This is a genomic window from Gilvibacter sp. (assembly GCF_965601605.1).
Lineage (GTDB): Bacteria > Bacteroidota > Bacteroidia > Flavobacteriales > Flavobacteriaceae > Gilvibacter.
This window is the reverse complement of the sequence record NZ_CBFCWJ010000032.1, coordinates 121,347-137,119: the sequence shown is the minus strand read 5'-3', so window position 1 is coordinate 137,119 and position 15,773 is coordinate 121,347. Positions and strand designations below refer to the sequence as shown.

Sequence of the window (15,773 nt, the reverse complement as noted above, 5' to 3'; positions counted from 1 at the left end):
ATAAAGCATTAAAAAGCCCCGAATTGTCGGGGCTTTCATTCATCAGTGGATGTTCTTTATTGCTTCATCAGCACTTTAGGCGGATTGTTGTCTACCTTTTCCACATCGATATAGTTGATCTTATCGAGCTTTACAAGTTCTAGCGCTTGGCTTGAGCTGATCTTTTTTCCGTCCAAATAAAAGGTTGCACCTTGTTGGATCAGATCCTTGATGGCTTCAATAGGTTCCTTTGGCGGTGGTGGCGGTGGAGGAGTTAAAGAATCTGGATCTTCAACTACTTCAATGATGATCACTTCTTCATCCGGATCACCTCCGTTGATATAAGCTTTGCGCTTCACCTTGGTTTGTACGTTTTCAACCTCAATGATCTCTTCAAGTTCTTCTTCAACTTCTTCTATTTCCTCTTTTTCAACGATTACGTATTGAACGTTTTGTGCATCTCTGATTTCAATTTCAACTTCTTCCACAACGGGCGGTGCTGGTGGTGGAGGCGGAGGTGGCGGATTGATCCCGTATGGGAATTTACTAGGATCGGCCTTGAAAACATCTGTTTCTTTAAAGATGTCATTGAGCTTATTGATAAAGTCCTGATCTGGGTTTTTGATCATAAGTTCCAGATCTACATTATTGAAATCAGAACTACTCCAATTTTTGGTAGCTTCATTTACAACTGATTTGAACTTCTTAATCGAAGTCTTCACACCATTGACATACACGCTGCTTCCTTGAATGCTGATTTGCAATTCCTTATCACCGTTTACAGCCTGATCAATAAGGAACTCTTTCATCTGCTCAGTGACAAAGCCAATTCCCTTTTGATCTTGCCAATAAGAATTGGACATGACATCTACTTGTACATAGTGCTTACCGTAGTTCACTGCGTTCTTTGCCAGGCGGCTTTCTGTGAAATAAGGAAGATCATCTGGGTGGTACTCAAAGATCTCCTTGTTGGCCACGCGCTTGCCGTCTATCCACAGACCGTATTGATCGCTGTCTTGCCAGCGCTCAAAATCGTCTAAGGTAGGGTGCTTTACAGGCAGGTACTCTTCCTTTTCAGTGTCCTGAGACAGGTCGGCGAGTTCCTCTACTTGGATCTCTTCTTCAATCAGTACCTCGTTAGTACTGCTAAAGCTGTACAGCAAGACCGCCAACAAAGGGAGCAGCAATAGGCCTTTGGCCCATTGGGTCTTTTTTGATGATGAATTTTTCATGAGTGTGAATCGTTTTTTGATAGATGAATAATTAATGGCACTGGCCAGCTCCGGACAGGTCCGAGGATTCAAATAGGCCAGTAAAGTATTTTGATATTGACTCTTGGGTACACCAGTCTTTAAAACGGCCTGATCTGCCAAGAATTCGTGATTGAGTAATATGCTGTGTTTGATCAAATAGACTAGAGGATTGAACCAAAAGACCACTTGCATGATTTCCGCGAGCAATACGTCTACACTGTGCAGCTGCTCGGCATGCGCTTGCTCGTGCAGGAGCACTTCTTCTGGGATGGCTTGTGCTGTAAAGCGTTTTTTATTGACAAAAATGTATTGCAAAAAGGTATGCGGTTGTACCGGACGTCCCAATAAAACAAAGAAAAGTGGTCTTTTTGCGGATTTAGGATGCGCCAAAATACTGCGGATCAGTTTGCTGAGGTTCCACAAAAAACGGATTGCAAAGAGTCCAAATCCGACCCAATAAACAGTCCATAAGATCTTGCTGTAATCCAGACTTTGCCAAAAGGATTGCTGGTCGAGAGCAGCACTTTCTTCCCCGCGAACCATATAGATGACCGCTTCTCCGTCTACCAATACATAAGAGGTGAAAGTGATCAAGGGAATGATTGCTCCCAGGACCAATCCGCCCAACAAATACCAGCGTTTTAAGTGATGCATGCTTTCACGCTCCAAGACCAATTTGTAAAAGCCGTAGAGAATTGCCCAACAGGCTGCCGTTTTCAATGCGTAGAATTCCATGACTATTTGTTTTTGATTTCGCGATCGATCAATTTTCTCAAAGATTCTAATTCTTCTTTGCTTAGGTCTGTTTCCTTGGCAAAGAAAGAGGCGAACTGAGTAGCAGAATTATCAAAGAAATTCTGGATCATGCCTTTCATTTGCTTGGAAAAGTAAGATTGCTTTTCCACCAAAGGGTAGTATTGTCTAGCCCGTCCTTCTTGTGTGTAATCCACAAATCCTTTGTCTCGCATGCGCTTTAACAAGGTCGCAATAGTAGTTTGCGCCGGTTTGGGATCTGGATAGGCCGCAATGAGATCATTCATATAAGCCTTTTCTTGGTCCCATAAAAGGTGCATGAGTTGTTCTTCTGATTTTGATAAGGACATAGTCGCTAGAATATTTGTTCTCTACAAATGTAGAATAAAATTTTAATTCTACAACTGTAGAAAGAAAAATTTAACAGGATTTATTTTTTTTGAGTTTGACGATCAGCTCTTTAAGCCGACTTTGATTAAGAATGCGTCCCAGCGTAGATCTTGGTGTAAGCCCTTGAGTAAAGGCTCGGAGATCATTTCTACCATTCCAAAATCTTGGGATTCATAGGCGTTCTCCAACCATTCAAAAGCCAGATCAGTGGCGCCCCAATACGCATAAGTCTGCGCAATTTGATAGTCGGCATAACCTTTATACTGATCAATAAAAGCGTCCAAGGCTTGTTGGGCTTGCGGCTTTTTACCTTGCTGATGCAGCAATAAAGTATTGAAATGTTCTTGCCAAAGCGTATCAGATTCTTTGGCTATGGCCTCTTGCGCCTTTTTGGTCTCTCCCAGCATCAAGTAATTAAGACCAATGCTGTATTGGGCGGCGTAGATCTCAGATTCAATGCTCAAAGCCTTTTGATGCGCGGCAATAGCCAAGGTATATTGCTGATTGTAGTAATAGGAATTACCCAGATTATACCAGTTGTCAATATTTACCGGATCCAATTCTGCAGATCTTTTATTGTAGGCCACCGCACTGTCCGTATCGCCTAAAACAATGGCTAAAGAAGCTGCTTGGTCAAATACTACGTCGTTATTCGGCTCGAGCATTAATGCTTTTTGATTGTACTGACTGGCCTTTTGAAAATCCCAGTCGTATTGCCAGGCTAAATCGGCCAGCGTAGTGTAGACCAGTGCATTTTCGGGGTCCAATTCCAAAGCGGTATTCACGGCTTCTTTGATCTTGGGGTAACCTTCTTCAAAGTCAATAAAACGCGAGGAGGTCTGCAAGTCATAGATCTTAGCCAGAAGTACCCAGGCCGGAGCATATAGTTTGTCAATAGCTAGGGATTGCTCAACTAAAGCCTTGGCTTTTTCAAAGTTCTCTGCAATCAAATCTGGGTTTTGATACCAATGTTTGGCCTCTAAATACAAAGCATACGCTCGCGGATCTGTCTTGGTCTTGTTGGCCAATAGGGGCGCATTGAGCTGTAGCTTTAAATTGTTTACCACCGCTAAGGTGATCGAGTTTTGAACCTCAAAGATGTTCTCCAATTTTTTATTCCAGGTTTGCGACCAAATGCCTTGATCTTCTCTACTATCAATGAGCTGAATAGTGATTCTAATAATACTGTCTGCAACCCTTACAGAACCCTCAACAATATAGTTGACCCCCAACTGCTCGGCGAGGGTAGGAATGTCTATGGCCTTATTTTTAAATGAAAAGGCTGAGGTTCTCGAGGTAACCTTGAGTTCGGGAAGCCGCGTGAGTGAACTCAGTAGCTCTTCCGCCAGGCCATCGGCAAAGTATTCTTGATCTTTATTGGGTGAGAGGTCTGTAAAAGGAAGCACAACAATAGAGTTCTCAGGTACTTCGGATTGCGCCAAGGCTTCAATCTCCACTTGCTGTTGTTTTTGAAGCCGGAAACGATCCACAAAAAGTAAGATCACCGCCAAACTCAAAAAGGAAATGATCAAGATATTGAGCTTCTTACCGGTAATCTTAGTTTCGGATTCTTCTTCGGGAACCTCGCTGGTTTTCTTGATGCCTTCTGAGGTGAACTCGTAATACCAAGAGATCAACAGCCAAACCGGGAAAAAGATCAAGAGAACAATAAACAGCGTTTTTCCGATCCAATCCGGAGCGTCTAAAATATCAGAAAGTAAAGCAACAACTTGCAGGATGACCCAAGAGATCACCAAATAGGAGATGCAACCTTTAATGACGTTGCGTCGCTGTAATTCTTGAAGAAAGCGATTTATTCGGTTCACCGTGAGTTAGTTGGTACTCAAATATAACCAATAGTTTGAGACTTGGACGTCAGAAAAGGAGTGCGAGACCCTCGCGCAACTATCGATTATAAGGCGTTTCGTTGATCCAATGGAAACCGCGGTTGATGAGTCTTATCTGTGAAAGATCTCTAGCGCGCAAGCGAATCTGCAGACTGTCTTGATCCAAAACTCCTTTTAAGATCAGTTGGATGGAGTCGGTTTGAGTGATGGTGAAATTTGATTCCGTAAGCGTATCCGATCGCGAGCGCATGGTAAGACCATAACCGGTCGAATCCACAATGAAATTGAAGCGCCTGGCACTGTCATTCATCATTTTTACCGCCGCATAACCTTTCCGGTCAATCACCAAGTAACGCCAACGGTCCGATCGCGTAATTAGGGGTGCAATCGTATCGCCATTTTTCACAAATTCTTCGGCTTCCCAAATTCCGTAGTACTGAGGTTTGGGGCGTTTGTCGCCAAAGCTGTGTTCGGCATTATAACCTTGATAGCCCATCAAGGCAAAGAGGATAGCTACACCAGCAACTTTAAACCACATCATTACGGTGTGATATACCGGATCTTTGGTGGGTTTGTAATATTCAACAGCCTCAGTGGGTTTGTTTTTGATGAAGACATGACTGAAGCGTTTCCAATCCGCAGCAAAGATCAGCAAGCCAAAGAGCATCAAATGGGCAGAGAATAGTTTCACGGGAATATCGTAAAACATATTCATCATAAAGATCTGCAACATGACTCCAAAGACCACAATTCCTCCAAGGGCTTGGGTGCGCTTTGGAATTAACAACAGACCGCCCAGGACTTCCATAAAGCCGGTGAACATATTGAAGCCTTCACTTTGGGCCATATAGGTCCAGGCGAGTCCCATGGGAGACATATCCCCTATGGGTTGTAAGAGTCTGAGTAATGAAGGTCCTGCAAACTGCGACTTGTAGATTTTGGCAAAGCCATAGGTAAACATGAAGAATACCAAAAATATCCGCAAGATTACAGTGAACCAATAAAAGGCAGCATTGTACGAACGTCTTTTCCGATTCAATACCGACCACAGAATGGTGCCCAAGATCACTAAGATCAATTGGGTAAAAAGGCCAGCATAAGCCATGGTGGTATCTCCGCTCCCTGTGGCAAAGAACTCATAACGCCCTTCAATGCCGAGAACATCACGGCCAAGCCATATAGTTAAAGGTTTGAGCAGTCTACTGCCACCAAACATCATTAAAATGTACAGCCAGCTGTAGAGTGCTACAAAGCGGAAAGCCCATTTTTGGGTCTGTGACCACTCATCATGGGGTTGGAAAGAAAAAAGCATTAAAACGGTTTATTTGACGCGTACACCGCCAGTACTTAATATTGCTTTGGAATTGTCTTCAGGCAGGGTAAAGGTCAATGTTTCCCATGCAGTACCTTCTAAGCCAACCAGTTTATATTCTCCACGCACCTTAGCAATACTGAACGAGAATTCAGAAAGTTCATCTGGGTTGCTCGCCGTTTGACGGTCTCCTTTCATTCCGAATTGATCCACAGTAACAGAGAGTCCGCGTCTTGGGCTTTCAAAACTTAAGGTCTCCCAAGCACATCCGGAGCGACAAGCCATAACGATCTCTTTCCCGTCTTGGGCAATGGTGAGGTTAAAGGTTTTCTTTTGATTGGTGTCTCCTAATTGCGCATTTGCGGTAAGTCCTGTAAAAAGGGTCAAAAGCACTGCGATTACATAGGTTTTATTGAATTGCATAATCGTTGATTTTATGAGGTTTAATTGTTGTGATTTTGTGCGTAAAAGTGATAGAACTGCGGAATGGTCTCAATACCTTTTAGGTAATTCCAGATCCCAAAATGTTCGTTTGGTGAGTGAATGGCATCACTGTCCAATCCAAAGCCCATCAGTATGGTTTTGCTTTTTAATTCTTCTTCAAAGAGGGATACAATAGGGATACTACCCCCGCTGCGTTGTGGAATTGGTGTTTTTCCAAAAGTAGACTCATAAGCTTTTTCTGCAGCCTTGTAGCCTGGGAAGTCTATTGGTGTAACGTAACCTTGCCCTCCGTGATGTGGATGTACTTCTACACGAACGCCCGCAGGAGCGATGGCTTCAAAATGATTTTTAAAGAGTTCAGTGATCTCTTGCCAATCCTGATTGGGTACCAAGCGCATGGAGATCTTTGCATAAGCCTTAGAGGCAATTACCGTTTTGGCGCCTTCTCCGGTATAACCTCCCCAAATTCCATTCACATCCAAGGTAGGACGGATGGAATTGCGTTCGTTGGTTGAATAACCCGCTTCGCCGTAAACTGAGTCAATATCTAAAGCATCTTGATAAGCCTGCAGATCAAAAGGAGCTTCCGCCATCTTGGCGCGCTCGGCAGCAGTGAGTTCTTCTACCTTATCATAAAAGCCTGGAATGGTGATGTGATTGTTCTCATCGTGCAATGAAGCGATCATTTTGGTCAAGATGTTGATCGGGTTGGCAACGGCACCTCCGTAAAGTCCAGAGTGTAAATCGCGATTAGGCCCGGTCACTTCCACTTCTACATAACTCAATCCTCTGAGCCCTGTGGTAATGGAAGGAATATCGTTAGCGATCATTCCCGTATCGCTGATCAAAATAACATCGTTGGCCAGTTTTTGCTGATTGCGTTTTACAAACCAACCCAAACTTTCACTGCCCACTTCTTCTTCACCTTCTATCATGAATTTCACGTTGCAAGGCAATTGGTCCGTTTTGGTCATATATTCTAAGGCCTTAACGTGCATATACATTTGTCCTTTGTCATCACATGCGCCGCGCGCAAAGATTGCGCCCTCTGGGTGCAGTTCCGTGTTTTTGATCACCGGCTCAAAAGGAGGGCTGTCCCACAGATCTAGAGGATCTGGTGGTTGTACATCGTAATGTCCGTATACCAAAACCGTGGGTAAGTTCGGGTCAATGATCTTTTCTCCAAAGACAATGGGATACCCTGGCGTCTCACAGATTTCTACGGTTTCACAACCGGCTTCTAAAAGGCGCTGCTCGATCACTTTAGCCGTAGCGATTACGTCTTTCTCGTAAGCAGAATCTGCGCTAATGGAAGGGATTTTTAAAAGGTCTATGAGTTCCGAAAGGAATCGGTCTTTGTTTTGTTCTATAAAGTCTTTGGCACTTTTCATCTATTTAAAATTTTTATTTCTCAGATAATCAAGCAAATAAAAATTATCCGCATAGATCAACCGCTTCGCTTTCGCACAAAAAATTTAATTATTGCCGGCGGGTATACTAATAATTAAATTTGTTTATGCTCATTTCATCTCAAATTTTTAAGGCTCACTAAGGTATCAAAAAATGTGTAGATGACATAAGGTTGGTCAGGCTATAGATCAGCCTGAGTTTAGGGGTAAAAATCAGCAATAAATCCACAGCTAAAAATTTCTATTAAGTCCTTTTGGATTTAGCAATATTAATTATATTTGCAGCCCTAAGCGGATGTGATGGAACTGGTAGACATGCTAGACTTAGGATCTAGTGCCGCAAGGCGTGGGGGTTCGACTCCCTTCATCCGCACAAAAAAACCTTCAACGAAAGTTGGAGGTTTTTTTTATTTTATTCAGGGGTCGAACCGCCAGCTCCCTCAACGCCGGCCCCTCGCTAAAAACATCCACCGGATGTTTTTTAAACGCTCGGTCCCATTCAAAGATTGCTGATGGGATTTACCGTTCCCTCAAGAAAAAACAGATAACATTTTCATAATTGCAATCCTTTGGAGTTGCATTTCGAAATCTCTTAATTGTTCAAAATTCTTCTGGAAATGTGCGTCAAGAAATTCTTATTGTTTGCATGCCTCTTAGCAAAGGTTTCAGTAGTTATGTCCCAACAAGCTATAACAGATTCCGTTTATACCCGCTTGGCAACTAACCTGAAACTTGCTGAAAAAAGTGGAGGTCAATTGGAAATTGCAAAAAGCACTTGTCATTTAGCAGACTATTGTTATAAATCGGGTCTATATACCCAGGCTATAGGTTACTATAACCAAGCTCTACTAATGGCCAATGACCTAATCAAGGATTCTATCCATGTGGTTTTGAATAATAAATTAGGTCGGGTCTATTTATCAATTAACAATTACGAATCTGCTCATTATTATTTTAAAGAAGCTCTGGCAATTGCGCAAAGCAAAGAAAGCATTTCTGGAGAAGCTATGTCCAAATCCTATTTAGGTGCTTATTATGAGAAACAGGGAGATTATCTTAATGCCCTTCTATATGAGAATGAAAGCAAGCAGTTGTACGAGCGTATAAATGACTCTATTGGAATTGCGCGGGTGAATGGGAATATGGGTAGTATTTATGAGGATCTATTTCAGTTTTACAAAGCATATGAGTACTTCGCTAAATCTTATGCTGTATTCAAAGATTCAGGAACTAAGGAAGAGGTGAATTTATTAAATAATCTTGGGGATGTTTACAGAAAACAGGGTGAAATTGAAAGATCAATAATCTATACTAAACAGGCTCTTGATCTTTCTCTGAATTTAAAAGATAACAATCTCATTAAAAGTGCATATAAGGATCTTTCAAAGGCTTATGCCAACTTAGGGGATTATAAAAAAGCATTCACCAATAAAGAACTTGCTGAAACATATTTACAACAGGCCTTGATTGATCAGAATTTAGGGCAGATAATTGCCTTACAGGCTGACTATGATGCCAAAAGCAAAGCGGCAGAAATTAAAGCACTAACCCATCAGAATGAAGTCAACCGTTCCAATCAGAGGCTTATGATCATTGCGTTTAGCGCCGTATTAGGTTTGTTAGCCACCCTAGGTTTCTATTTTTATAAAAAGCGAAAATCTACTATGGATATGTACCTGTACAAACAGCTCATGATGAAAGCTGAATTAGATAAAAAGGCCATCGAGGAAAGGGATCTGCAGCGAGCAGTTGAACTCAAAACAGCGGCTTTGGCCAAATACAGCCTCCATGTAGCTCAAAAAAATAAAATCTTAGAACAAGTCTCGCGGAAACTTAAAGACGCAAGTAAAAGAAGTAACTTGAATCTACCTTCAAAAATTAATGAAATTGTCAAAGACATAGATTTTAATTTAAAACAGGAAAGCGAGTGGCAAGAATTCAATCGAATTTTTAATGAAGTTCATCCGGATTTTATAAAGAGACTATCCTCTGTTTCCGATCAAAAATTGAGCCCAGCTGAACTTAAACTGGGTGTCCTCTTAAGGCTAAATATGTCTTCTAAAGAAATTGCTTCAGTTTTGAGAGTTACACCCGATAGTGTGCGGGTAGCTCGTTACCGACTTCGTAAAAAATTGCCTATAAATGCTCAGACAGAACTTGTGAATTTCATGCTGGAATTGTAAAAATGCTGTCTTTTAATATTGCCGTAAAGACAACTTTATGACAAAGTTAATGTTGCCTTGTAGTTGACATCAAATTACCTTTTAGTTTATCATTTATTGCTCTAAATAAATGCTGGTAAGCCTCTGTGGTACTTAATTTTATATCAATCAACCTTAACAAGATCATGAAAATTAAAATTACTTTAAAACTGTTATTTGTAACGCTGTTCGTCGCGGGTTATACTGCTTCGGGATTGTCACAGAATGGCTCTGTGCAAGGTGTTATTACTGATGAGAACGGATTCTATCTCACAGGAGCAAATGTGTTTATTGAATCGCTAAATAAGGGAGCAATTACGGACTTCGATGGTAGATTTACCCTATTAGGAATTCCAGAAGGAGAGTATACTTTGATGGTTTCTTATTTGGGAAGCGAGAGTATCGAGGAACAAATAAATGTAGTGGCCAATCAAACTACTAGTGTGCGAATGGTTCTTGCACAAAAGAGCGAGGTTCTTGGAGAAGTTCAAATTACGGCCTATAGTCTGGAAGGACAAGCTGGTGCTTTGAACACGCAGAGAAGTAACATTAACATCACTAATGTAGTGTCTACCGATCAAATAGGAAAATTCCCTGATGCAAACATTGGTGACGCCGTAAAACGTATTCCCGGTATTACCATGCAAGTAGATCAAGGGGAAGCGCGAAACATCATTGTGCGTGGGTTGTCGCCCCAATTGAATTCCGTAACCCTTAATGGAAGCCGCATTCCATCTGCCGAAGGCGATAACCGAAATATTCAAATGGATTTGATTCCATCTGATATGATCCAGACCATTCAGGTGAATAAAGCAGTAACACCAGATATGGATGCCGATGCCCTAGGTGGATCAGTGAATCTTGTTACCCGTTCGGCTCCAGAGAATTTCAGACTTTCAGCAACCCTGGGAACTGGAATAAGTTTTATCACTGATAAACGCATTTTGAACGGTTCTTTCCTTTACGGGGACCGCACAGAAGACAAAAAGTTCGGTTGGATGTTGGCAGCATCTATAAACGACAACGATTTTGGCTCCGACAATGTGGAAGCGGAATGGGCGAATACTTTTGGATTCTTTAATGGAAATGAAGAGGAAGAAATAGATGTGAATCCGTATACCAACGTTTTTGAGCAACGCACCTATTTGGTTCAAAGAATACGTCGTAGCTTTTCCGCCAATCTGGACTATCAGATAGACAATAATAACAATATCTATTTGAAGACCATGTATAATTGGAGAGACGATCGCGAGAACCGGTACCGCGTGGAACATGAGATTTTAGATGCAGAAGATATTGCGATCGGTGATTTTACCATTACCAATAACACGCCAACTATGTTTCCTGTTGAGGTTAAGAGACAGACTAAAGGTGGTATCGATAATAACAGAAACCAGAACCGTCGTTTAGAAGATCAGCGCATGCAGAATTATACCCTTGGAGGGAATCACATAATGGGTAATCTGAAAATAGATTGGATGGCTTCTTATGCCAAGGCTTCAGAAGAGCGTTTAAATGAACGCTACGCAGAATTTGAATCGGAATACATTATAAACAATAACATTACAGATCCAGAGTTTCCACTATTTACTGCCGCCAATGCTGCAGATGCGAATGCCCTTGACAGCTTCGAATTTGGAGAAATAACCAATGAGAACCAATATACAGAGGAAGAAGATCTGAACATCTTTATAAACTTCGAATTGCCGCTGAACTTATTCGATGAAGGTGACGGGTCCCTCAAATGGGGTGCTCGCGGACGTTTTAAAAAGAAGATCAGAGATAACAATTTCTTTGAATTCGACTTGGAAGAAAACTTCCCAACCTTGGGTGGAGTTCCAAACAGAGATTATACGGATCCAGATTATTTGGCAGGTAGCCAATACCGCGCAGGTTTCTATGCTGATGAAACTTGGCTAGGAGGATTGAACTTATCTGGTGGTGAATCCGTACCCGATGAATTTCTTAGAGATAATTTCGATGTAACGGAGGATGTTTGGGCTGGTTATGTCATGACCAACCAAAAGATAGCCAATGGACTAAGTATGCTTGTTGGTTTGCGTGTTGAGAATACAGATATTGAAGCTACTGGGAATAATATTCTTGATGAAGAATCTGACGAGGGAGATATTACCCGTTCTAACAATTATACTAATGTATTGCCAGGGGTACATTTTAGATACGCTGTGAACAAGAATACCATTTTGCGTTTTGCCTGGACCAATACCTTAGCCCGACCTAATTATGTAGACTTGGTTCCTTTTACAGATGTGGTGACAGGAGATGAAGAAATATTTTTGGGCAACCCAGATCTGGAACCTACCACATCTATGAATTTTGATATCCTGGGTGAATACTATTTTGAGAATGTGGGAATTCTTTCCGGAGGTCTTTTTTATAAGCGAATTCAAGATTTTACCTACGTATTTCAAACTGAGACCACAGACAACAGCTTTGGAACAGATACAGAGGGTTTTGATGTTTTTCAACCATTGAATGGTGATGACGCCTCTATTTTTGGTGCAGAGATCGCTTTTCAAAGACAATTGGACTTTTTGCCAGGATTTGCAAAGAATTTCAGTCTGTATTTGAATTATACCTTTTTGACTTCCAATGCAGATGGTATTCGTAACGAAGATGGAGACGAACGTCAGGACCTTGATCTCCCCAATACTGCGCCAAATATGTTTAATGGATCTTTAGGATATGCAGACAAGCGTTTTAGCGCAAGACTTTCTGCTAACTACTCTGATTCTTATATAGATGAAATAGGAGGGAATGCATTCGAAGATCGTTATTATGACGAACAGTTCTTCTTGGATTTCAATATGGGGTTTGCCATTAATGATCAATTAACGATTTACGCCGATCTCACCAATATCACTGATCAGCCATTGCGTTATTTTCAGTCGGTAAGTGCTCGTACTCAACAGATTGAATTCTACGGAAGAAGACTCGCACTTGGGCTGCGTTATGATATTTTTGGCAAATAAAATTGGTTTATGAAATATAGAATTGTCTTTAGTCTAGCAGTATTCAGTATTCTGTATGCCTGCCAGAAAAAAAGCAAATTAGCCGCTATTGCACCTGATGTGGTGACCGAAGAGACCCGATACGATACAGACGACCCAGCCATTTGGATCGATAGAGCCGACCCCGCTAACAGTATTGTATTTGGAACGGATAAAGCTACTGATGGTGGTATTTACGCCTTCGATCTTGAAGGGAAAATCATTGATGAAAAATCGTTGCGAGGGATTAAAAGACCTAACAATGTCGATGTTGAATACGATTTTCGTCTCAATGATTCCACCGTGGTCGATGTAATGGTGTTTACTGAAAGGGAGCGTCAACAAATTCGACTCTTTTCTGTTCCGGATATGCAACCACTAGACAATCAGGGTTTTAAGGTCTTTGCAGATGCCACGATCCCAGAACATAATTTACCTATGGGGATAGGTCTTTACAAATCTGAAAAAAGTGGAAAACTTTATGCAATTGTGTCCAGAAAAGCAGGGCCAACAGAGAACTATCTTCATCAGTATGAATTTGTAACCGACAGTTCTGGTGTTCATACTAAACTGGTGCGCTCTTTTGGAAAGTTCAGCGGATTGAAGGAAATCGAGGCAGTGGCTGTAGATGACGAGCTTGGCTTCATCTATTACTCAGACGAGGGTTCATGCATTAGGAAATACTATGCCGAACCAGGAATGGGAAATAATGAACTTTCCTGTTTTGGAAGTGAATATTTCTTAGATGATATTGAAGGTATTGCCATTGCAGCTCGAACGGACGGAACAGGACATTTAATTGTTTCTGATCAGCAATTGGGACAGTTCAATCTCTTTGATCGAATAACAAACGAATATGTGAGCTCTGTGAACCTATCTACAGCTGAAACTGATGGCTGCGAAGTAGTGACAATCGGATTGAATGAAATGTTTTCCAGCGGGTTATTTGTTGCTATGAACAACAATAGAACCTTTAGTTTTTACGATCTGAGAAAACTGTTTGATATAAAAAATTAGTATGCGAACCTTATAATTATAGTTGATCGCAGTAGTACTTCTTCTAGAGTATTGCTTAAAATTAATCTCTTTAAAACCTCTGACGAAAGTTGGAGGTTTTTTTATTTGATTCAGGGGTCGAACCGCCAGCTCCCTCAACGCCGGCCCCTCGCTAAAAACATCCACCGGATGTTTTTTAAACGCTCGGTCCCCGTTCATCCATACAAAGCCCTTCTCAGATCGAGAAGGCTTTTTTGTTTTTCTGTAAAACATATACATCCTTCGGGAAAATGTATACATCCACATATAGGGCTTGCGGTAATTTTGTAATCGAAACAAAAAGTAAAAGCAAATGAAAAATGTAGCCCTAATTACAGGAGCCTCAAGCGGAATAGGAAGAGAACTGGCTCGTATCCACGCTGAAAAGGGTGGCGATTTGGTCATTGTAGCCCGTAGACAAGAAAAATTAGATGACCTTAAATACGAACTGGAACAGCGCCATAAAGTGCAGGTAAAGACTATCACCAAGGACCTGAGTCAGGCAGGGTCGGCTAAAGAGCTCTATGATGCCGTGATTGCCGCTGGAATTACCGTTGATATCCTAATCAACAATGCCGGTTTTGGATTGCGCGGTAAATTCCACGAGCTTACCTGGGGGCGTCAGCAGCAAATGATCCATTTAAACATGACCGCTTTAACGGAGCTTATGTACCTCTTTCTGCCTGATATGGTGGCGCGCAATCAAGGAAAGATACTCAATACTTCATCTACGGCCAGCTTTATGCCGGGGCCGCTTCAAGCAGTATATTTTGCCACTAAGGCCTATGTGACCTTTTTAGGAAATGCCATTGCAGAAGAACTTCACGATACCAACATCACCGTTACCACTTTAATGCCCGGTGCCACGGAGACCGAGTTTGCCTCAACCTCTGGGATGGACAAGACCGATCTTTTTGAAAAGACCGTGACGGCTCGCTCTGTAGCAGAGGACGGTTACCAAGCGATGCAAGAAGGAAAGATAGACGTGGTTTCTGGATTGACTTTTGCTCAAAACCTTATGATGAAGGCCATTCCATTTACCCCTAAAAAGACCTTACTCAAGCAGATCAGAAAAATGCAAGAGGTCTAACAGGCTGTTTTGCAGTACAATTAATAACTTTGAATTATGAGCGAGACCATTCATGTGACCAGTGTGGCGCAGATCCACGAATTCCTGCAGATCCCAAGTCCAAAGCATCCTTTGGTGAGTTTTCTACGGATGAAAGACCTGCCTAAGGTGATGGATTTTGAAGGGGTGAAGTACAATTCTGGACTTTATATGATCGCCTTAAAGCATGGGGTAGTCGGTAGCTTGCAATACGGCAGAAACTCGTATGACTTTGAAGATGGCACCTTGGTCTTCACCAGACCCAATCAAGTGGTGAGTGGAACCAAAGAGGTGATTCAACCCGATGCCAAGGGATGGATGCTTTTGTTTCATCCGGATTTGATCCGCAAATCTCCCTTGGGGCAAACGATTCACCAATACAATTTCTTCGATTATGAGGTGCACGAAGCCCTGCATGTCTCCGAAGAAGAACAAAAGACCCTTACAGATCTGGTGGATAAGATCGCCGTAGAGTACAATCAAAACATTGATCGCCACAGCCAAAAGCTCATAGTTTCTACCATAGAATTGATCTTGGATTATTGTACCCGTTATTACGACCGTCAGTTTTTTGTGCGTACCAATATGAATCAAGATCGCGTCTCAGAATTTGAGCAATTGTTGCGCGGCTATTTTGCTTCGGACAAGCCGGCGGAGTTGGGATTACCCTCTGTCCGATATTGCGGTGAGCAGATGAGCATGTCTCCCAACTATCTCAGTGATTTGCTCAAAAAGGAAACAGGCAGATCCGCTAAAGATCATATCAACACCTTTGTGGTAAATCTTGCAAAGAATGAACTTTTGGGTACTACTGCCGCCGTTAGTGAAATTGCTTATGATCTCGGCTTTGAGTATCCGCAGCACTTTAGCAAACTCTTCAAAAAACGCACAGGCATGAGTCCGGCGGCCTTTAGAAAACAGAATTGATTGTTGAAAATCAATGATTTAGGCAAATATTACTGGGTTTAAATAGTATATAAATCGGAGGATTTTGTTGTGTGGCAGATTGCAATTCTGACTGAAATTTGCAG

The 15,773-nt window shown here is 41.8% G+C and carries 11 protein-coding genes and 1 tRNA gene; 6 read left to right on the top strand and 6 right to left on the bottom strand.

Annotated features, from left to right (window positions below; translation table 11 throughout):
- Positions 1–56 precede the first annotated feature (56 nt).
- The 6 genes from ACSLP7_RS09010 to ACSLP7_RS08985 all read right to left on the bottom strand — a co-directional run bounded on the left by ACSLP7_RS09010 (position 57) and on the right by ACSLP7_RS08985 (position 7,369).
- Complete coding sequence (locus ACSLP7_RS09010; RefSeq protein ID WP_435578983.1) at positions 57–1,967, bottom strand: M56 family metallopeptidase; 1,911 nt, start codon at positions 1,965–1,967, stop codon at positions 57–59.
- A gap of 2 nt (positions 1,968–1,969) precedes the next feature.
- Positions 1,970–2,335: a BlaI/MecI/CopY family transcriptional regulator gene (locus tag ACSLP7_RS09005; RefSeq protein WP_435578982.1), complete on the bottom strand. Its 366-nt coding sequence runs from the start codon at positions 2,333–2,335 to the stop codon at positions 1,970–1,972.
- A gap of 102 nt (positions 2,336–2,437) precedes the next feature.
- Positions 2,438–4,201 carry a hypothetical protein gene (locus ACSLP7_RS09000; protein ID WP_435578981.1) on the bottom strand — a complete coding sequence of 588 codons (1,764 nt, stop codon included), beginning with the start codon at positions 4,199–4,201 and terminating at the stop codon, positions 2,438–2,440.
- Positions 4,202–4,280: 79 nt separating this feature from the next.
- Entirely contained in the window at positions 4,281–5,534 is a 1,254-nt protein-coding gene (locus tag ACSLP7_RS08995) for a hypothetical protein (protein WP_435578980.1), read from the bottom strand.
- Between the two features lie 9 nt (positions 5,535–5,543).
- On the bottom strand, positions 5,544–5,957 hold the full coding sequence (locus ACSLP7_RS08990) for a hypothetical protein (protein WP_291185895.1): 414 nt from the start codon (positions 5,955–5,957) through the stop codon (positions 5,544–5,546).
- A gap of 20 nt (positions 5,958–5,977) precedes the next feature.
- Positions 5,978–7,369, bottom strand: coding sequence for a dipeptidase (locus ACSLP7_RS08985; RefSeq protein WP_435578979.1), 1,392 nt, complete (start codon positions 7,367–7,369; stop codon positions 5,978–5,980).
- Positions 7,370–7,678: 309 nt separating this feature from the next.
- On the opposite strand from ACSLP7_RS08985, the gene ACSLP7_RS08980 reads away from it, so the two are divergent.
- The 6 genes from ACSLP7_RS08980 to ACSLP7_RS08955 all read left to right on the top strand — a co-directional run bounded on the left by ACSLP7_RS08980 (position 7,679) and on the right by ACSLP7_RS08955 (position 15,669).
- Positions 7,679–7,760, top strand: a tRNA-Leu gene (locus ACSLP7_RS08980).
- A gap of 244 nt (positions 7,761–8,004) precedes the next feature.
- Positions 8,005–9,570: a tetratricopeptide repeat protein gene (locus tag ACSLP7_RS08975; RefSeq protein WP_435578978.1), complete on the top strand. Its 1,566-nt coding sequence runs from the start codon at positions 8,005–8,007 to the stop codon at positions 9,568–9,570.
- A gap of 164 nt (positions 9,571–9,734) precedes the next feature.
- Positions 9,735–12,581: a TonB-dependent receptor gene (locus ACSLP7_RS08970; RefSeq protein ID WP_435578977.1), complete on the top strand. Its 2,847-nt coding sequence runs from the start codon at positions 9,735–9,737 to the stop codon at positions 12,579–12,581.
- A 9-nt stretch (positions 12,582–12,590) separates the two neighbouring features.
- Positions 12,591–13,616, top strand: a complete 1,026-nt coding sequence (locus ACSLP7_RS08965; RefSeq protein ID WP_435578976.1) for a phytase — start codon at positions 12,591–12,593, stop codon at positions 13,614–13,616.
- Positions 13,617–13,947: 331 nt separating this feature from the next.
- Positions 13,948–14,724 carry an SDR family NAD(P)-dependent oxidoreductase gene (locus ACSLP7_RS08960; RefSeq protein WP_435578975.1) on the top strand — a complete coding sequence of 259 codons (777 nt, stop codon included), beginning with the start codon at positions 13,948–13,950 and terminating at the stop codon, positions 14,722–14,724.
- Between the two features lie 36 nt (positions 14,725–14,760).
- Positions 14,761–15,669 carry a helix-turn-helix domain-containing protein gene (locus ACSLP7_RS08955; RefSeq protein WP_435578974.1) on the top strand — a complete coding sequence of 303 codons (909 nt, stop codon included), beginning with the start codon at positions 14,761–14,763 and terminating at the stop codon, positions 15,667–15,669.
- The last annotated feature ends 104 nt before the right edge of the window (positions 15,670–15,773 follow it).

Bases quoted from the DNA above. Each gene is read 5' to 3' on its own strand.
- ACSLP7_RS08955 (WP_435578974.1), top strand. From the start codon at position 14,761: ATGAGCGAGACCATTCATGTGACCAGTGTGGCGCAGATCCACGAATTC.
- ACSLP7_RS08990 (WP_291185895.1), bottom strand. From the start codon at position 5,957: ATGCAATTCAATAAAACCTATGTAATCGCAGTGCTTTTGACCCTTTTT.
- ACSLP7_RS08995 (WP_435578980.1), bottom strand. From the start codon at position 5,534: ATGCTTTTTTCTTTCCAACCCCATGATGAGTGGTCACAGACCCAAAAA.
- ACSLP7_RS08985 (WP_435578979.1), bottom strand. From the start codon at position 7,369: ATGAAAAGTGCCAAAGACTTTATAGAACAAAACAAAGACCGATTCCTT.
- ACSLP7_RS08960 (WP_435578975.1), top strand. From the start codon at position 13,948: ATGAAAAATGTAGCCCTAATTACAGGAGCCTCAAGCGGAATAGGAAGA.
- ACSLP7_RS08970 (WP_435578977.1), top strand. From the start codon at position 9,735: ATGAAAATTAAAATTACTTTAAAACTGTTATTTGTAACGCTGTTCGTC.
- ACSLP7_RS08975 (WP_435578978.1), top strand. From the start codon at position 8,005: ATGTGCGTCAAGAAATTCTTATTGTTTGCATGCCTCTTAGCAAAGGTT.
- ACSLP7_RS09005 (WP_435578982.1), bottom strand. From the start codon at position 2,335: ATGTCCTTATCAAAATCAGAAGAACAACTCATGCACCTTTTATGGGAC.
- ACSLP7_RS08965 (WP_435578976.1), top strand. From the start codon at position 12,591: ATGAAATATAGAATTGTCTTTAGTCTAGCAGTATTCAGTATTCTGTAT.
- ACSLP7_RS09010 (WP_435578983.1), bottom strand. From the start codon at position 1,967: ATGGAATTCTACGCATTGAAAACGGCAGCCTGTTGGGCAATTCTCTAC.